A 17,487-nucleotide genomic window follows, 5' to 3' on the forward strand; every position below is an offset into this window, starting at 1 on the left:
TTTTATTTTTGAATTTTCATCATTAGTTCATTATAGGTCACCCCATAAGATTTTACTATTGCTTTTAACTCCTCTATTCCAGATTTAATACCACCATCTTTTTCTTTCAACAAAAGAACTTTATAAATTTCTTCTATTGTTTTGATAGCTTCCATATTTGGTTTTCTTCTAACTGAATAATAATTTAAAATGTTTCCATTTTCATCACATGAAGCAGTTACATTAGCAAAAACCCAATAATAATCATTATATTTTGTTTTATTTTTTACAAAAGCAAAAACTTCTTTTTTAAGCTGAATGTTATCCCATAAATATTTAAAAACCGTTCTTGGCATATCAGGATGACGCATGATACTGTGAGGTTTGTATAAAATTTCCTCAATTTTATAATCAGAATATCTCAAAAAATCCTCATTTGCATAAATAATCTCACCTTTTAAATTAGTTTTTGATGTTATTAAAACATCCGAGGTTAGAATTTTTTCTGAAGACATAACACAATCTCCTTAGTTTAAAATTAAAATGGGAGTAATTATATCTCAATATAAAATAATAATTTATAAACAAAATTTATCAAATTCATCTTTGAAGCTCTAAAATTAATTGATTGTAACTCATACCATAAGAATTAACTATCTTAACAAGTTCATCCAGTCCGGCTTTTATACCATCTTTTTCTTCTATTTCTAAAAGAATTTTATAAACTTGCTCTATGGTTGATATTGCCTCTCTTTTAGGTTTTCTTCTAACTGAATAATAATTTATAATATTTCCTTGTTCATCAAAAGAAGCTGTAACATTAGTAAAAACCCAATAATAATCATTTTGTTTGGTTTTATTTTTAACAAAAGCAAAAATTTCTTTTCCATCTTGTATATAATCCCATAAACATTTAAAAACAGTTTTTGGCATATCAGGATGACGCACAATATTGTGAGGTTTATATAAAATTTCCTCCATTTTATAACCCGCATATTTTAAAAAATCATCATTAGCATAAATAATATCCCCTTTTAAATCTGTCTTAGAGGTTATTAATGTATCTGGTTCTAAAATTTTTTCTTGCGACATTTTTTTCCTTATAATTTATTTACAAAATATTATATTTCATTTATCATAAAATTTCATTGAAATTAAAACCTTTGTCATAAAGTATCTTTCTGACTAATTCTTGATGTTCTTTTCCTTTTGTTTCTAAAGTAATTGAAATCATCGCATCGCCATATTCTAGCTTAGTGGAAAATCTATCATAATCAATTTTAACTATATTAGCTTGAGCTTCTTTTATAGCATCACTCAAAGTACTCAAAGCTCCTGGTTTATCAACCAAAGTAACATTGATAAGCATTTTTCTAAAAGCTTTAAACAAACCTTTTTCTATGATAATATTTAACATTTGTACATCAATATTTCCACCGCTTAAAATCACGCCTATTTTTTTATGATTTTTTAAATCTATTTTTTTATGTAAAAGTGCAGCAACTGCTGATGCTCCAGCACCTTCAACTGTGATTTTATGTTTTTCAAGTAAATATAACACCGCATTAGCTATTTCTTCATCATCAACTTGAATAAAATCATCAACACATTCAAGAATAATATCAAAATTAATTTTATTTACATCACGCACCGCAATACCATCAGCTATGGTTCTCACAGCCTTTGAATTGATTATTTTTTTACTTTTAAAACTCTCATACATAGCAGGAGCTCCTTTAGCACTTACTCCAATAACTTTTATATTAGGATTAATCTGCTTAGCAGCACTCGCCACTCCACTAATCAAACCTCCACCACCAACTGGAGCTAAAATCATATCCAAATCACTTATTTCATCAAGCATTTCAAGCATTAAAGTACCCTGCCCTGCTATAATACTTTCATTTTCAAAAGGATGAATAAAATTTAAATGATGTTCTTTAGCATAATTTAACGCATAAGCATAAGCCTCATCAAAATTATCTCCTTTTAAAATCACTTTTGCACCTAAATTTTTAGTCGCACTTACTTTTAGCAAAGGTGTAGCTTCAGGCATAACAATCACAGCTTCTATCCCAAATTTTTTAGCACTAATTGCAACTCCTTGTGCATGATTTCCAGCGCTTGCAGCTATTACACCTGCTTGCTTTTGTTCTTTAGTTAAATTAGCTATTGTATTATAAGCACCTCTGATTTTATAAGCACCTGTTTTTTGTAAATTTTCACATTTTAGAAAAACATCAGTATCTAAAAACTCACTTAAAAAAGAAGAGTGCACCAAAGGGGTTTTTAATACAAAATCTGCAATTTTTTGCTTTGCTTGATAAATTTTATTTAACTCAATCATGATTTACCTTTTTTATCTAATTCTATTTTGATACAACGATCTTGAACACAATTTATACCAAATTTTTTACATTTTTGCATTATTTCATCGTTAATAATACCAAATTGCATCCAAAAATTTTTAACATTTTTAGCTAAAAGATCTTCAAAAATTTCATTTGCGTAACTTGCTTTTCTAAACATTACAACCGTGTCAATTTCAGAAGGAATTTCCCTTAAATTTCTATAAACTTTCTCGTTTAAAATAAAATCTTCTTTGGGATAGATAGGATAAATTGTATAAGATAAATCTTGTAAATATTTACTTATAAAATACGAAGGTTTTTCTTGATTAGGACTAAGTCCTATAATGGCGATATTTTTCATAGAACTTAGTATTTTATGAGTATCACACAATGCTTTTTCCTTATTTTAAAAAAAGCATTGTATCTAAAATAAAATTAACAAAAAGTTTTTTTAACTATTAATAAATAATATAAAACAAGAGCAAACAAAACAAGTACAGCGCAAAGTGCATAGACATTAGCAAAACCTATACTTGGTTCAACAATACCCAACAGATAAGGACTAACTCCTATGCCAAAATCCAAAGATAGAAAAAAAGTAGAATTAGCTAACCCCATTTTTTCTTTAGGAGCTAGTTTGATAGCCAAAGCTTGTGCACTTGAAGTAGCATTTGCATAACCTAGTGCACAAAATATACCGGCGATAATAATCATATAAAAATTTTTTGCAAACGCAAGTAAAAGTAAACACAATATAAAACTAAATAATGAAAAAATTATTACAATATTAGCTCCATGTTTATCAAATACCTTTCCAGCAAGAGGTCTAAAAACTATAGAAAATCCAGCATATATTACAAAAAACATAGATCCAGCAAAGCTTAAATTTAAACTTTGAGTATAAGCACTCATATAAGCTATAATAGCTCCAAAAGGACATGCGATCAAAAAAGTAATCAAAGCTAAATTTAAAACTGATTTTTCAAAATAATTATAAATACTAAATTTTCTTTTTACATGATAATGTTTTTTAAATCTTCTTACTTTCAAAAAAATTGATAAAACCAATGCAAAGATAATACTCACACTTGCAATTAAAAAGCTTAGCTGAAATAAGTTGATAGAGTCAAGTTTTATGGCCAAAAAAGGTCCTAAAGCTGAAGTTAAAACAACACTCGTAGCATAATACCCTATACCAATTCCTCTTTTATTACTAGGTATTATTCTAGCAATAGCTGCCCCACAAGCACAAGAACAAATTCCATAGCAAACTCCAGCTAAAAAGCGTATCAATACCAAAAAATACACATTATAAAATTTCAAATACATTAAATTAATAAAAAGATAAAATAAAAGTGAAAATATAATCACTTTTTTTATATTAATACCATCAATAATAGAACCAAAATAAAGTCTAGAAAGCAAAGCACCTATAACAAAAGCACCCATTATAAGTCCTGCGGTGCTAGTTTGAAGATTTAAAACACCCAAAACATAATCTGTACTAGAAATAGTACTCATATAAAAAACAAGACAAATAACAAAATTTATCCCAAAAATACAGAAAAAATTTACATTAAATAAATTATATTTCTTACTAAGACCCATGAAAAAACCTTTCTTAAATTTTTTCATTGATATAATCAAGTAATTTTAAAAGCACTTCTTGATCTTGTTCATCTAATATATCTAAGATTTCTTTTTCATATTTTCTTATACAAACATTTGCATCAAAAAAAATTTCTTTACCCTTGGCACTTAAAGTAATGATCTTTTCTCTTTTATCATCAGCTTTTAAAAACTCTATATATTCAAGTTTTGTTAGTTTAGAAACAACTCTAGAAAGTATAGCTTTATCCATTTGATAAAATTCACATATTGGAGCTAAAGTGCTATTTTGATGATGGCTTAAATAAACAAAAACTCTCCAATCACTTGATTTCAATCCAAATGGCTTCAAAATTTCATTGACCTTATAGAGTATTTTTCTATTTGTATAAGTAATTTTTTGAAAAAATATGAGAAATCCTTTGTAAAAATTAATTGATTAAATCAACTATTTTAATAGTAACAAAGATTACATAAATTCTAACTTATATAAGTTTTTTCCTTAAATACATTCTGCATTTAAGATAAAAAATATCAAAAAAATTAAAGCTTGTAACTTTGTTATAATATTTTAAATTTACAAATATTTGTAGTATTGACAAACTCAATTTAGCTTAGATTAAACTATGACATTAGAGACTTTATTTATACTAATAAAACTTGCATTATTATTTTATAATGCTTAATATAATTTAACATAAGTCAATAAATTTTACCACTGAGTATTGTAAAATATTAAAAATTATCGCAATAAAGGTTGTAATCATGATCGATATTTATCCTTATATACTAATAATACATTTATTTTGTGCTATATTTTTTATAGGATTTTTATTTACCGATGTATTCTTATTAAGAAAATTAAATTTGGATATAAAAAATACAATTAAAATAATGCCACCTATTGTATTGATTTTATTTCTTAGCGGTTTATATTTAGCTCATTTTCACTTAAATTCATTAAATTGGATATTTATTTGCAAAATATTCTTTGCTTTTTGTATTTTTATATTAATACTATTTTCTCTTTTTTATAAAATAATCTTAAAAAAACAAAATCCTTTTCATGCATATATTCATCCTATTGTATTTATTTTTACTATAATTATTGTAATATGTGCAAAATTAATGTTTTATATTGTTATTTGATTTTCAAATAAACACCACATTCAAGATGATTTGTGTTTGCAAATTGATCAAAAAATGCAAATTTGGATATTTTATGAGTTTTGCATAATTTCTCAAGGTTTTCTTTTAAAGTGATAGGATTGCACGATATATAAATGATATTTTCATAATTTTTAATAAGTTTAATCACGCTTAAATCAAGTCCTGCTCTTGGAGGATCAACTAAGACATGAGATATTTTAAAACCATCTAAATCTATGTCTTTTAAGCGATTAAATTCCCTTTCTTTTTTCAATGCTTGACTTAACTCTTCACTAGAAAGCCTTGTAAAAGTTATATTTTCAATAGAATTTAAAACGCAATTTTTTAAAGCAAACTCAATATTTTTCTTAGAAATTTCAGTTGCTAAAACTTTTTTAAAATTTCTTGCTAAAGCTATGGTAAAATTTCCATAACCACAATAAAGCTCTAATAAATCTTGCTTAAAATCACTCTCTACACAAGATACAACCCATTCGATCATCTTTTCATTAATAAAAGTATTGGGCTGGATAAAACAATCATTATTAAACTCATATAAAAATTCATTTGTATTGATGTTTAAAATTTGTCTTAAATTTTCTCCATTAAATACAAGTTTTTTACCCCTGCTTCTTGCTATGAGCTTAAGGTTTAATTTTTCTGCTAATTCTTGTAAATCTTGTGCAATTAGCTCTATATTTTTATGGAAAAGTAAAGTTATACTTAAATCTAATTTTGTAGCTAAAAACTCTACTCCAAAAAGCTTTTGTTTTAAATTTTCATTTAGATTATTTAATAAAATAGGCATATATTTTTGAATTTCTTCATCTGCTATATCAAATTTTTCAATAGGAATTTTTTTCTTATTTTCAAACATTGCATAAGAAATTTCCCCATTTTCATGATGATATATAGAAAATTCCGCCCTAGTTCTATAAGCTTTTAAAGGCGATTTAAAGCACTGAATTTCTCCATCATATAAAGAAGAAAACAATGCTTTGTTTAAAGCAATTTTTTCTTCAAAATGCATTTACGCATCTACCTTTTTGCCAACCACAAAAAGTAAAACTATCATAGCTAAGATTCCAAAAACAAGTCCTAGCCATACATTAAGTCCTAATGCTACCGGTAAATAACCACAAAGTATACTAATAGCACAAACACTCAAAGCATAAGGCATTTGTGTACTAACATGAGCTAAAAGATCACACTTACTTCCCATAGACGAAAGTATAGTTGTATCGGAAATTGGCGAGCAATGATCTCCAAAAATAGCTCCTGTTAAAACCCCTGAAATATTAATAATCATATATTGGTGCAACTCTACTCCGCTTAATTCATTATGAACCCCAACAGCCATAGCTAAAGGAATAGCCAAAGGCATTAAAATACCCATAGTTCCATAACTAGTTCCCGTTGAAAAAGAAATAATAGAAGCAAAAATAAAAATTGCTGTAGGAAGCAAATAAAGAGGTGTTTTATCTGAAAATAAGTCAATTAAATATTTAGAAGTTCCCAAATCTTTAATCACAGAAGCTAATGACCACGCACAAAGTAAAATAATCACAGTCATAATCATAGTTCTCCAGCCATGAGTCCAAACCGCAATAGCTTCTTTTAAAGTAAATATTTTTCTATACATTCCCAAAATAATAGCTACTATAGTAGCTAAAAGTGCTGCTTGAAACAATACAACTGAAGCATCAGCTGCGCCAAAAGTCTCTCTAAAAGCAAATAAACTAAACGGTGCTGCATCAATTTGTGCTTTAACACTCACATCATCTAAGGCATTATAACCACTAAAATAAAAACCTATAAATGAAAACACAATCAAAACAGCCAAAGGTATAATAGCATTAGAAGCTTGCAATTTTACATGCTCTTTTGGCTCTAAGACCTTATCTTCTATATTATCAATTTGTTCATGACCATGAGAAAATTTACCTGCTCTAGCTCTAAGTTCAGCTTTTAACATAGGTCCAAATTCCCTACCTGTATAAATAGTCAAAACAACAAAAATCAACATAAAAAGATTATAAAATCTATAAGGTAAGGTTTGTACAAAGATTTCAAAAGCGTTAATTTCTTCTTTTACTACACCTAAATGTGCAAAAGTTGCATTATCAATTAGATCATATCCACTGCGAATTAAAGAAATTTCAAGTCCTATCCAAGTAGAAATGATAGCAAGACCGGTAATTGGTGCTGCAGTTGCATCCATTATAAAAGCAAGCTTTTCACGGCTTACTCTAAATTTATCTGTTACCGGACGCATGATAGGACCTACGATTAATGAATTGGCATAATCATCAAAGAAAATAAAAATTCCCATACACCAAGTAGCAAATTGTGAGCTTTTTGCTTGTTTAGCTTTAGTAGAAAGCCAAAGAGCTACTGCTTTTGTCCCCCCTGTTTTGGTAATAAGAGCTACAACACCACCTATAGTTAAAACTTGCAATAAAATTCCTGCATTACCCGGACTTGCCATGGCATTTACCACTTTGGAAATAAAGCCTGTAAAAGAAGCAATGATAGCATGGTAAATACTATTTTCAATAAGTCCTAACATAAAAGTACCACTTAATGCACCAATAAATAACGAAAGTACTACATCTTTAGTAACAAAAGCTAAAATAATAGCTATCACCGGTGGTAAAAGCGTCCAAGCTCCAAAAAGTTCTGCATTTGCTTGTGCATCAGCAAATAACAACAAAGGAGCTAATAATAAATAAAAAATTTTCATAATTATCCTTAAGTTTTTATATTTTTTCGCTAAAAGTTCCTGCCCATGTTTGAGTCACAGGCATAAGCTCTATTTCGTTAATATTAATATGCTCAGGTAAGCTAACGATAAAAGTAATAATTTTTGCTATATCTTCAGCTTTGATATATTTAGTATTTTCATAAACCTCATCAGCTTTTTTAATATCACCTTTAAATCTCACTTCACTAAATTCAGTTTTACAAAGCCCTGGAGCGATATTTGTTACTTTTATATTACTTCCACGCAAATCCGTTCTTAAAGCTTTGGAAAATTGTGCCACAAAAGCCTTGGTTCCACAATAAACATTACCTCCATAATAAGGCACATTAGCTGCAATTGAGCCAAGATTAATTATGTGGGCATTTTTTGCTTTTCTAAGTAAAGGTAAAGCAGCTCTTGCTACATATAAAAAGCCTTTGATATTAGTATCTACCATGGCTTCAATATCTTCAATATCCAAAGAATCAAATTCATTTAAACCTAAAGCAAGACCTGCGTTGTTAATAAGCAAAGAAATATTGCCAAAATCTTGAGGTAAATTTTCAATTGATGCAAAAACTGCTTGTTTATCTCTGACATCAAGTTCTATGGGATAAATTTTATCCCCATAAAGCTCTTGTAGTTTTTCTAATCTATCTTTGCGTCTTGCTATAGCTATAACTTTATAATCAAGTTCTATTAAAGCTTTTAAACTCTCTAGTCCAAAACCTGAACTTACTCCAGTTATTAAAGCAGTTTTCATGGTTGTGTCTCTTCATATAGCATCAAATTCTCATTTTCCTTTAAACCAAGTTTTTTTAGATATTTAATATTTTGTTCTTTTTTTGCAATTATGGCAAAATCAAGAGCGTTAAATCCCAAATCATCAATTTCTTTATAATTTGCTTTGTAATCTATAAGTAACTTAAGCATTTTTACATCTGCATAGTTTGCTCCATGCATAAAAATATTTTTAGAAGTATGCTCAAGTGCACATAAAGTAATGAAATATGGCGTATTACTTCCCATACTAGCAATAGAAAGTTTTTCATTATCGTTAATGTATTTTTGATTTACATTAGCTCCATTTTCTAATAAAACTTTTGCAACCTTATAATTGTTGTATTCAACTGCATAAAACAAAGGTGTTTTTCCAAAAGAATTTCTATAATCAATAATAGCTCCATTTTCTAATAAAAGCTTGACATTATCTGCACTATCTAATGCAAAAAACAAAGCAGACTCATAACCTTCATTTATTTTTACACCTAATTTTATAAACTCACTTATAATTTGACTTTCTCTATTGTTTAACAAAGCAGATTTAAAACCATTATTTAATTCTAAATTGCTAATTTTTTTAGAATAAATATATTCTTTTATTTGTTCTAAAGAGTTGTTTTTATTAGCCACAAATTTTTCAAAGTCCGAAATATCTTTAAAGATTTTAGTCTCACCAACTGCCCAATTTAAAAATTCATTCAAAGCATTACTAGCAAAGTAAATAGCACTTGCTTTATCTAGATTAAATTCGTTTTGAAAATATTTTGTTAAAGGATTAATCGCATTATTATACTCTTTCCAAAATTCCTTAAAGAGCTTAAAATTTCCTATACTTTGATAAGCCCAAAATCTAAAATAAGCTTTTAATTTTGCAAATTTTTCTTCAAGTATTATAGGATCTTGTAAAGTTTTTTGATAAACTTGCGGATCAAGCGCAATTTCTAATAATTTAAAATCAAATTTTCTCAAATCGCTAAAATATTCCCCTCCCATACAGGCACTATTACTTCCTCTAATTTCATTAGCAAGCTCATATAATCTTTTTGTAATTTGATTATTTTTTAAAGAAAAATCGCAATTTAAATCTACTTGAGCAAAATCTTGAGAAACTTGTGGTTTAAACTCTTTAAAAAAATCCATCTTATTTTCTTTGACATACCCGCAAGTGTAATCTAAAGCTAATGCATTTAAACTTATAATCAAACTAAATAATAAAATCCTCAAATATTTTCCTTTGATATAAATTAAATCACTATTTTAACTAAATTTTTGCTTTAATAACAATTAATTAATTTAAAATTCATACAATGATTATTTTAAAATGAGGAAAAAATGTATCAAAGTTTTTACAAAGCTAGTTTTGCTTATATTCTTTTGCAGAGTAATGAAAATAAACTTATCAATGTTGATTTTATAACATATAAGCCCAATTTTAGCAAAGATAAACACACTATTTTAGAACAAGCCTTAGAAGAGCTAGACCTTTATTTTAATAAAAAACTTTTTTTCTTTAATACACCCCTAGCTCTTCAGGGGAGCGAATTTGAGCAAAAAGTATATAAAGCTTTAATTAAAATTCCCTATGGACAAACTAAAACTTATCAAGAAATTGCTTCTTTTGTCAATCATCCAAAAGCTTTTAGAGCGGTAGGTAATGCAAATTCTAAAAACAAACTTGCAATTTTTATACCTTGTCATAGAGTGGTAGCTAAAAATCACTTAGGCGGATACAATGGTGGTTTATTTATCAAAGAAGCTTTACTTAAATTAGAAGGTGTGCTTTAAAATGCCAAGTTTATTACTAGCAAGTTTTATTTGGGCTTTTTCTTTTCCATTAATTGGGCATTTTATAACCTTAGAAATGGATAGTTTTTTTGCTGCATTTGCAAAAGTTTTTTTGTCTTTATTAGTATTTTTACCTTTTTTAAATTTTAAGCTGAATTTGCATTTAAAACTAAAACTCATAAGCATTGGAGCTTTACAACTTGGTGTGATGAATTTATTTTATTATCATTCTTTTTTATATTTAAGTGTAAGCGAAGTGGCACTTTTTACGATTTTTACACCTTTTTATGTTGTACTTTTTTATGGGCTTTTTTCAAAAAATCTTAGATATTTATATTTTATAAGTATTTTTATATGTATTGTAGGTGCTTTTGTAGTTAAATTTGATAATATTAACTCTAATTTTTTATATGGTTTTTTACTTATTCAAGGAGCTAATTTAGTATTTGGCGCTGGACAAAGTTTTTATAAAATTTTATTAGAAAAAAATACAAACTTAAATCAAAAAGAAGCTTTCGCTTATTTTTATTTAGGCGCAACCAGTATAACCTTACCTGCTTTTTTATTTTTTGGAGATTATAATAATTTACCATCCAATTTAAGTTCTTGGATAGCTTTGATTTATCTTGGGACTATTGCTTCAGGATTTGGATATTTTTTATGGAACAAAGGCTCTACTGAAGTAGATAGCGGGGTTTTAGCTTTGATGAATAATGCCATTATACCTATAAGTATTTTTATCAATATGAGTATTTTTGGAGTAGATGTAGAGCTACTACCTTTTTGCATAGGGACCTTGATCATTCTTTTTTCATTTTTTATACATAAAAAAATCATGCATTATTATAATAAGAAATCTTACTCAAATACAAACCACTAGCAGGAGCTAAAAATCTACAATGAGCTTTTTTGGCATTGATTTGATCTAAAAGCTCATTTTTGCTCATTTTTCCTTCTAATACTTTTAAAATACTTGCCATCATCATTCTAATTTGAGATCTTAAAAAACCATTTGCTTCAAAATAAAACACAGTGTAATTTTTATAAGCATAAACTCTAGTTTTATACATTTTTCTTATACTTGTTTTATTATCAGAGCCTTCTTTTTGAAAGAGTTTAAAATTATGCTCTCCTTCAAATAAAAAAGCAATTTCCTTGGCTAATTTAATATTTATTTTTGGATAAAAATACACATATGAGGCTAAAAAGGGATTATATTTTCCATGACTTATAATATAGCGATATGCTCTTTTTTGCACATCAAAACGCACTTGGAAATTTTCTTGCATTCTTTGGATATGCTTTATATGTATAAATGGGTGTGCAAAATGATTGATTTTATTTTTTAAATATACAAAATCTTTAAAATGTTCTCCCGCTTTTACGCAAGCGACTGCATTAAATGCATGTACACCTTTATCAGTTCTTGAAGCAAATAAAGGCTTTTCATAAATGCCCAAATGCGACAAGGCCTGCGCTAAGGTATCTTGAACACTAAGCTTATGTGGCTGGGTGGCTGAACCTTGAAATTTAGAACCATCATAAGAAAAAGTTAATTTTAAAAGCATTAATACTTACTTGCAATTTTTGCTTTAAAATAAAACAAAGAAGTAATTAAAAAGCTTGAAAAAATCACAGCAATAGCTACAAAAGGAGGGTTATAAAAACTAATCAAAAGCGTAAAATAAGCAAAAATAATCACAAAAATTCCAAAATAAGCAAAACCTTTTTCATAACGATAAGTTACTATACCAAAAGAGAGTGCAAAAAGCACGCTAGCTAAAGGAAATAAAGCTATAAGAATATAAATAACAAATTCTTTTGCTTTTTCTTTATTGCTTGCTACATCAGACCAATACCCATAAAAACTTTGAGTATTTAATTCTTTAGAAGAAAGTTTGCTTTTAATTAATAAATTTTTAAAACTAGAAATATGCCAATCTTCTTCTTTAATCTCATAAGCTTTTCCTTCGTCTAGTTTAAAAGTAATAACACCATCATTTGTTTCTAACTTTCCTTCTTTGGCTAAAATCACTTGTTCTTTATCTTGTGGGTTTTTCTTTGGATGATACATTATGATATTTTTATAAGTTTCATCAGAATTTTTGGCATCGATAAAAACAAGCCATTCTCCATATCTTTGTCCAAATTCCCCTGTTTTTATACTTACTTTAGCACTAATTTTTTTATAATCTACAAAATTATCAAAAAGTTCAAAAGATATAGGTATAAAAACCAAAACCACCACAAGCATAAAAGCACTTACCAAAGCTGCAATTTTTGCAAAAAAACTTGCTATCATGCTTGGAGCTATACTCAAAGCAAATAACACTGTGCTTTCATTTTCCCTAGAAAGCCTATAAAAGGCCAAAGTCAAAGCTATGAAAAAAGATATGGGTAGAGTAAAAATTAATATCTTTGGTAAAAGAAAAATATATAATTTGATTAATTCAAAAAAAGTAATTTCAATATAAGCAGTAATTTTAGCAAGTTGTATAAAAAAAATAATCGAAACAATAATAAATAAAGTAAAAAATAAAGATAACATTGTACTTAAAAACTGATTAAGCAAATACTTATAAACTAGTTTCATAATATACTTTCTATACTTAGATTAATCAAAATTCCACAAAATAAAAAAGGAATCATAGGCATTTGATAATCTTTCTTGGCTATTTTTATAAACATCAAAAGACTTAAAAAACTTGCAATAAATAAAATCAAAAAGCCTTTTTCATAGCCAAAAATTCCAAAAATCAAAGCTATTATTATAACATCACCTTCCCCTAAACTTTCTAAAATTTCATCTCTTTTTTTAAAATTTTTAATAAAATTAATCACACTCTTTAGTATAAAAATTAACCCCGCTCCAAAACACACTCTAAATAAAAAGCTATCTTGAAAATCCTCTAAATTTAAACCATTTTGCAAAAAATCAAAACAAAAAGCTAAAATAAATAAAATCCAAAGCCAAAGCTCACTCACTGCTTTTAGATAATAATCCATCCAAGAAAGTGCTAATAATACAGCTATCATACAAGCAAAAATTAAAATTTGAAAAACATCTTCAATTAGATAAAAAGCAAAGACAAACAAACACGCACAAATAAATTCATTAAAAGGATAAATCAAAGAAATTCTTTCTTTACAAAAGGCACATTTGCCTTTTAAAAATACAAAAGATAACAAAGGAAAAAGATGATAAAATTTCAAAGTTTTAAAACACTTAGGGCATTTTGATCTTGGGCTTATTATGCTTTCTTTATTAATCGTTCTTAAAATCAAAACATTGACAAAAGAACCCACACAAAGCCCTAGTAATAAAAATAAAAATATCATTTACCAAAGGTTCTTTTGCGTTTTTTAAACTCAGTAATGATATTTGTGATTTCTTTTTTAGTAAGTGCAGGAAATAAGGTTTGACTAAAATAAATTTCTGCATAACTTGATTGCCATAATAAAAAATTTGAAATTCTTTTAGCGCTCCCTACCCTTAAAAACAAATCCACATCTTCACTTAAGTCAAGATTTGCTTGTATATTTGCTTCATTAATTTCAAGATTTTTTTCAATCACCTTTTTAACCGCTCTAACTATTTCATCCTTGCCTCCGTAAGAAATAGCTAAATTTACGCATAATTTTGTGTAATTTTTAGTTTGTTCTTGAAAATTTTGTATTTTTTTTAAGGTTAATTCATCTAAAAGACTTAAATTTCCTATGGCTTTAAAACGCACTTCATTAGCTATAAATTTATTTAAAGATTCATCAAGATATTTATTTAACAGCTTAAAAAGAAACTCCACTTCTTCTTTTGGTCTTTGCCAATTTTCTGTACTAAAAGCATAAAGGGTTAGATTTTGAATTTTTTCATCTATACATACTTCTATAATTTTTTCAACAACCTTAGCACCTTGACTATAGCCAATTTTTTCTAAAAGTCCATTTTTTCTAGCCCATCTTCTATTGCCATCCATTACTACAGCAAGATGCTTTAACTCATTCATTCTATCCCTTTATATCCATCAATCTTTTAAAAACAAACATAGGATTGAGCGTATTAACTACTTCAAATTTAAAATACTCGTTTAAAAAATGTGCTACTTTGGCAAAAGGTGTTTGTATGCGTATGATTTTACCATTATCAATTATAATTTTTAAAGCACCAAAAATTTCAAAATACAAATATACCTCTAAAATATTTCCATTTTTCTTAGCTTCAAATAAAGCTCTATTTCCCTCATAAACAAAAGGTATATGATAAATTCCTTCAAAAAACGCAAAAAACATTTCCTTATAAATTTCAAACTCATATGCGCTTTTGCTTTCCATAAGTCTTTGGATAATGAATTTTTTATACCAAGCTTTTTCATCACCTTCTTGTAAAAGCTTTTCTATAAGTTCAGTCCCTTCTTCAAAAAGTCTAATTTTAGGCTTTTTCAAAAGATTTTTAAAAGAAATCACGCCTTTATCTTCATAAACTTCAGCTAAATATTCCTCCCCTACTTCAAGCTCTATCAAACTTTTTGTTTCAAGCTTTTTAGTGTTTAAAAGCAATACATAGCGATTATATGCGCGTTTTTCTAAAATTTGCATTCTTACAGGTAAGGTTGAGTTGATGATATTCACCAAAGCTTCCTTAATTCTTGTGCTAAAATAAAACCAAGTTTTTCTTTGCTTTGTTTAGAACTTTGAGAGATGCTATCTTTAGTGATAAAACAAATGCTATTTTCATCACTTCCAAAGTTCATTTGCCCATTTAAGACATTTAAACACACCATATCTAAATTTTTACTAACTAAAGATTTTTTAGCATTTTCTAAAGCATTTTGCTCATCAAATTCCATTTTAAAGCCTATTTTTTTGCCTTTAAAATCTAAATTTTTTAAGATGTCTTCATTCAGCTTTAATTTTAAATCAAGTCCGTTTAAATGCTCATTTTTCTTAACCTTACCCTTGTAAGCCTCAAGAGTAAAATCACTCACAGCAGCAGCCATAATTAAAGCATCAAAATCTTTGTATTTTTGCAATTTTTCTTTTAGTTCTAAAGAAGATTCAAATTTTTCTAATTTATAAGGTGTTTTAAACTCTACTGAGCTAATTAGCACCACCTTAGCACCTAAAAAATATAAAGCATCAGCAACCGCCTTTGCCATTTTTCCACTTGAAAAATTACTAATACATCTTACATCATCAATTTTTTCTTTAGTGCCACCACCACTTACAATAAAACTTTTATCTTTAAAAAAATCTTCCTGCATTAGACTTCTTTTTAAAGCATTTATAATACTATCAAGCTCAGCCAAAGCTCCTAAGCCTTCATCTTTACAAGCTAGAGTTTTAACTATAGGATCAATGATAATATAGCCTTGCTCTTTTAAATTTTTTAAAGAATTTTGAGTGCTAAAATGTAAATACATGTTTGTATTTGCAGCGGGTGCGATTAAAAATGGTTTATTTTTATCTACTGCTATTAAAGTTTGAATAAATAAATTATCTGCTATACCATAGTTTAATTTATTAATAGAATTTATACTAGCAGGCGCAAAAAGCACACAATCGCAAGTCTTACTAAAAGCTATATGATTATTAGTATTTTGCCAACTTTCATTATCTTCACATAAAACTTCATCCGCTAAAGCTTCAAAGCTAAGCTTAGTGCCAAATTTTAAAACTCCCAAACTTAGTAAAACTTTAACCCTAAAACCTTCTTTTTTTAATAAAGAAATAAGCTCATAAGCTTTATAAAAGGCTATGCTTCCACTTACTGCTAGTAAGATTGTTTTCATTTTTTACCTAGTTTTTTATAGTAAAAATCTTCTATAATTTGCGTCTTTGCTCTATTAATATACAAAGAGCCTTTTTCTACATCCTTACACACGGTGCTTCCTGCTGCGATGATTACCTCATCTTTTATCTCAACCGGAGCGATAAATTGCGTATCTGAACCTACAAAAACATTTTTACCTATTTTGGTCTTATGTTTTTTAACCCCATCATAATTACAAGTGATAGTGCCACAACCTATGTTAGTTCCCTCATCTATCTCACAATCCCCTAAATAACTCAAATGCCCTGCTTTAACTCCATTTAATAAAGCATTTTTACATTCTACGAAATTTCCTATATGGGCATTTTTAAGCTGACATTTTGGACGCAAATGCGCTAAAGGCCCTACATCGCTATTTTCTACTATACTATCTTCAATCACACTTGAACTTTTGATGATAGAATTAATGATTTTTGATTTTCCTTCTATACGCACATTTTCATACACTTCACACTCACCTACAAACTCAACTTCATCTGAAATAAAAGTCGTCGCAGGCATGTGAAAAATCACTCCTTGCTTCATCCATTCTTTTTTAATCGCTTCTTGCATAAGATCTTGAGCTAGGCAAAGCTCAATTTTATCATTTACCCCCATAAAATCTTGCTCATTTACAAACACCGCATCGATTTCATAGCCCTTTTCTTTTGCTAAATAAACCGCATCGGTTAAATAATACTCTTTAGCTTTATTATCATTTTTTATCAAAGGCAATACTTCTTTTAAAATTTGTGCTTTTATAGCATAAACACCACTATTGCAAATGTTTATAGCAAGCTCTTCTTTGCTTGCATCTTTTGTTTCTACTATTTTTTGAATTTTATTTTCTTTTAAAACTATTCTTCCATAACTTTTTGGATCTTTTGCCTCAAAAACTGCCACATTAAAATCACTCTCATTTAAAGCTATTTTTTCTAAATCATCTGCTTTAACTAAAGGCATATCGCCACATAAAATCAACACTTTTTCATGCTTACTCTCATAACCCCTTAAAGCCCCTGCAGTACCTGGAAAATTTTGCAAGTCTTGTTCTAAAAAGCGTGTATTTGGAAAATACTCTAAAACAACTTGTTCAACCTTTTCTTTTTGATGAGAAAGCACCACACATACATCATCACTAATTTTATATGCTTGTTTTAAAATATGTAAAATCATTGCTTTTGAGCAAATTTTTTGAAGCACTTTTGGATTTTGTGATTTCATACGCGTGCCAAGTCCAGCAGCCAAAATAAGCACAGAAATTTTCATAATTTACCTTTGTT

At 27.9% G+C, this 17,487-nt stretch carries 19 protein-coding genes; 2 read left to right on the top strand and 17 right to left on the bottom strand.

All coding sequences use genetic code 11. The annotated features are described in order from the left end of the window. Positions 1-2 precede the first annotated feature (2 nt). The 10 genes from L8X28_RS00420 to L8X28_RS00465 all read right to left on the bottom strand — a co-directional run bounded on the left by L8X28_RS00420 (position 3) and on the right by L8X28_RS00465 (position 9,837). Positions 3-494: a PAS domain-containing protein gene (locus L8X28_RS00420; protein ID WP_263659078.1), complete on the bottom strand. Its 492-nt coding sequence runs from the start codon at positions 492-494 to the stop codon at positions 3-5. A gap of 85 nt (positions 495-579) precedes the next feature. Beyond that, positions 580-1,071 (bottom strand): PAS domain-containing protein, encoded by a 492-nt coding sequence (locus tag L8X28_RS00425; protein WP_263665206.1) that lies wholly within the window; start codon positions 1,069-1,071, stop codon positions 580-582. A 43-nt stretch (positions 1,072-1,114) separates the two neighbouring features. Further along, positions 1,115-2,326 (bottom strand): threonine ammonia-lyase, encoded by a 1,212-nt coding sequence (gene ilvA, locus L8X28_RS00430; RefSeq protein WP_263665207.1) that lies wholly within the window; start codon positions 2,324-2,326, stop codon positions 1,115-1,117. Continuing rightward, complete coding sequence (locus L8X28_RS00435; RefSeq protein ID WP_263665278.1) at positions 2,323-2,691, bottom strand: CoA-binding protein; 369 nt, start codon at positions 2,689-2,691, stop codon at positions 2,323-2,325. Before L8X28_RS00435 ends, ilvA begins: the two co-directional genes overlap by 4 nt. Positions 2,692-2,765: 74 nt before the next feature. Next, positions 2,766-3,938 (bottom strand): MFS transporter, encoded by a 1,173-nt coding sequence (locus tag L8X28_RS00440; protein ID WP_263665208.1) that lies wholly within the window; start codon positions 3,936-3,938, stop codon positions 2,766-2,768. Between the two features lie 13 nt (positions 3,939-3,951). After that, on the bottom strand, positions 3,952-4,290 hold the full coding sequence (locus tag L8X28_RS00445) for a MarR family winged helix-turn-helix transcriptional regulator (protein ID WP_263660970.1): 339 nt from the start codon (positions 4,288-4,290) through the stop codon (positions 3,952-3,954). Between the two features lie 789 nt (positions 4,291-5,079). Beyond that, positions 5,080-6,117 carry a tRNA (uridine(54)-C5)-methyltransferase TrmA gene (gene trmA / locus L8X28_RS00450; protein ID WP_263665209.1) on the bottom strand — a complete coding sequence of 346 codons (1,038 nt, stop codon included), beginning with the start codon at positions 6,115-6,117 and terminating at the stop codon, positions 5,080-5,082. Then, positions 6,118-7,830, bottom strand: a complete 1,713-nt coding sequence (locus L8X28_RS00455; protein ID WP_263665210.1) for a Na+/H+ antiporter NhaC family protein — start codon at positions 7,828-7,830, stop codon at positions 6,118-6,120. A gap of 16 nt (positions 7,831-7,846) precedes the next feature. Continuing rightward, the gene (locus L8X28_RS00460; RefSeq protein ID WP_133318770.1) at positions 7,847-8,593 is read right to left on the bottom strand and encodes an SDR family NAD(P)-dependent oxidoreductase; all 747 of its coding nucleotides are present in this window, start codon (positions 8,591-8,593) and stop codon (positions 7,847-7,849) included. Then, a complete protein-coding gene (locus tag L8X28_RS00465) occupies positions 8,590-9,837 on the bottom strand; it encodes an ankyrin repeat domain-containing protein (RefSeq protein ID WP_133318769.1) in 1,248 nt (415 codons plus the stop codon). Before L8X28_RS00465 ends, L8X28_RS00460 begins: the two co-directional genes overlap by 4 nt. A 108-nt stretch (positions 9,838-9,945) precedes the next feature. Between L8X28_RS00465 and L8X28_RS00470 the strand changes: the two genes are divergently transcribed. Both L8X28_RS00470 and L8X28_RS00475 read left to right on the top strand, forming a co-directional pair. Then, complete coding sequence (locus L8X28_RS00470; RefSeq protein ID WP_133318768.1) at positions 9,946-10,398, top strand: methylated-DNA--[protein]-cysteine S-methyltransferase; 453 nt, start codon at positions 9,946-9,948, stop codon at positions 10,396-10,398. A gap of 1 nt (position 10,399) precedes the next feature. Continuing rightward, entirely contained in the window at positions 10,400-11,278 is an 879-nt protein-coding gene (locus L8X28_RS00475) for an EamA family transporter (protein WP_263660096.1), read from the top strand. Here L8X28_RS00475 and truA read toward each other — a convergent pair. Genes truA through glmU form a run of 7 tightly spaced genes read right to left on the bottom strand, consistent with a single transcriptional unit; the run spans position 11,232 to position 17,473 of the window. Then, a complete protein-coding gene (truA, locus tag L8X28_RS00480) occupies positions 11,232-11,966 on the bottom strand; it encodes a tRNA pseudouridine(38-40) synthase TruA (RefSeq protein WP_133318766.1) in 735 nt (244 codons plus the stop codon). The genes L8X28_RS00475 and truA overlap by 47 nt on opposite strands. Next, positions 11,966-12,991, bottom strand: coding sequence for an LptF/LptG family permease (locus tag L8X28_RS00485; RefSeq protein ID WP_263665211.1), 1,026 nt, complete (start codon positions 12,989-12,991; stop codon positions 11,966-11,968). The genes truA and L8X28_RS00485 overlap by 1 nt, the downstream gene beginning before the upstream one ends. Further along, the gene (locus tag L8X28_RS00490) at positions 12,988-13,737 is read right to left on the bottom strand and encodes a prepilin peptidase (protein WP_263665212.1); all 750 of its coding nucleotides are present in this window, start codon (positions 13,735-13,737) and stop codon (positions 12,988-12,990) included. Before L8X28_RS00490 ends, L8X28_RS00485 begins: the two co-directional genes overlap by 4 nt. Beyond that, the gene (gene uppS / locus L8X28_RS00495) at positions 13,734-14,402 is read right to left on the bottom strand and encodes a polyprenyl diphosphate synthase (protein WP_263660975.1); all 669 of its coding nucleotides are present in this window, start codon (positions 14,400-14,402) and stop codon (positions 13,734-13,736) included. The genes L8X28_RS00490 and uppS overlap by 4 nt, the downstream gene beginning before the upstream one ends. 1 nt (position 14,403) lies before the next feature. After that, positions 14,404-15,024, bottom strand: coding sequence for a hypothetical protein (locus tag L8X28_RS00500; protein WP_263660976.1), 621 nt, complete (start codon positions 15,022-15,024; stop codon positions 14,404-14,406). Next, positions 15,021-16,184: a bifunctional phosphopantothenoylcysteine decarboxylase/phosphopantothenate--cysteine ligase CoaBC gene (coaBC, locus tag L8X28_RS00505; protein WP_263665214.1), complete on the bottom strand. Its 1,164-nt coding sequence runs from the start codon at positions 16,182-16,184 to the stop codon at positions 15,021-15,023. Before coaBC ends, L8X28_RS00500 begins: the two co-directional genes overlap by 4 nt. Then, positions 16,181-17,473, bottom strand: a complete 1,293-nt coding sequence (gene glmU / locus L8X28_RS00510; RefSeq protein WP_263665216.1) for a bifunctional UDP-N-acetylglucosamine diphosphorylase/glucosamine-1-phosphate N-acetyltransferase GlmU — start codon at positions 17,471-17,473, stop codon at positions 16,181-16,183. The genes coaBC and glmU overlap by 4 nt, the downstream gene beginning before the upstream one ends. Between the last annotated feature and the right edge of the window lie 14 nt (positions 17,474-17,487).

Source organism: Campylobacter sp. CNRCH_2016_0050h (assembly GCF_025772605.1).
In the GTDB taxonomy this organism is placed as follows: Bacteria; Campylobacterota; Campylobacteria; order Campylobacterales; family Campylobacteraceae; genus Campylobacter_D; species Campylobacter_D lari_D.

Excerpts from the sequence above, each read along its gene's own strand:
- L8X28_RS00420 (WP_263659078.1), bottom strand. The coding sequence starts at position 494 with ATGTCTTCAGAAAAAATTCTAACCTCGGATGTTTTAATAACATCAAAA.
- L8X28_RS00425 (WP_263665206.1), bottom strand. The coding sequence starts at position 1,071 with ATGTCGCAAGAAAAAATTTTAGAACCAGATACATTAATAACCTCTAAG.
- ilvA (WP_263665207.1), bottom strand. The coding sequence starts at position 2,326 with ATGATTGAGTTAAATAAAATTTATCAAGCAAAGCAAAAAATTGCAGAT.
- L8X28_RS00435 (WP_263665278.1), bottom strand. The coding sequence starts at position 2,691 with ATGAAAAATATCGCCATTATAGGACTTAGTCCTAATCAAGAAAAACCT.
- L8X28_RS00440 (WP_263665208.1), bottom strand. The coding sequence starts at position 3,938 with ATGGGTCTTAGTAAGAAATATAATTTATTTAATGTAAATTTTTTCTGT.
- trmA (WP_263665209.1), bottom strand. The coding sequence starts at position 6,117 with ATGCATTTTGAAGAAAAAATTGCTTTAAACAAAGCATTGTTTTCTTCT.
- L8X28_RS00455 (WP_263665210.1), bottom strand. The coding sequence starts at position 7,830 with ATGAAAATTTTTTATTTATTATTAGCTCCTTTGTTGTTATTTGCTGAT.
- L8X28_RS00460 (WP_133318770.1), bottom strand. The coding sequence starts at position 8,593 with ATGAAAACTGCTTTAATAACTGGAGTAAGTTCAGGTTTTGGACTAGAG.
- L8X28_RS00470 (WP_133318768.1), top strand. The coding sequence starts at position 9,946 with ATGTATCAAAGTTTTTACAAAGCTAGTTTTGCTTATATTCTTTTGCAG.
- L8X28_RS00475 (WP_263660096.1), top strand. The coding sequence starts at position 10,400 with ATGCCAAGTTTATTACTAGCAAGTTTTATTTGGGCTTTTTCTTTTCCA.
- truA (WP_133318766.1), bottom strand. The coding sequence starts at position 11,966 with ATGCTTTTAAAATTAACTTTTTCTTATGATGGTTCTAAATTTCAAGGT.
- L8X28_RS00485 (WP_263665211.1), bottom strand. The coding sequence starts at position 12,991 with ATGAAACTAGTTTATAAGTATTTGCTTAATCAGTTTTTAAGTACAATG.
- L8X28_RS00490 (WP_263665212.1), bottom strand. The coding sequence starts at position 13,737 with ATGATATTTTTATTTTTATTACTAGGGCTTTGTGTGGGTTCTTTTGTC.
- uppS (WP_263660975.1), bottom strand. The coding sequence starts at position 14,402 with ATGAATGAGTTAAAGCATCTTGCTGTAGTAATGGATGGCAATAGAAGA.
- coaBC (WP_263665214.1), bottom strand. The coding sequence starts at position 16,184 with ATGAAAACAATCTTACTAGCAGTAAGTGGAAGCATAGCCTTTTATAAA.
- glmU (WP_263665216.1), bottom strand. The coding sequence starts at position 17,473 with ATGAAAATTTCTGTGCTTATTTTGGCTGCTGGACTTGGCACGCGTATG.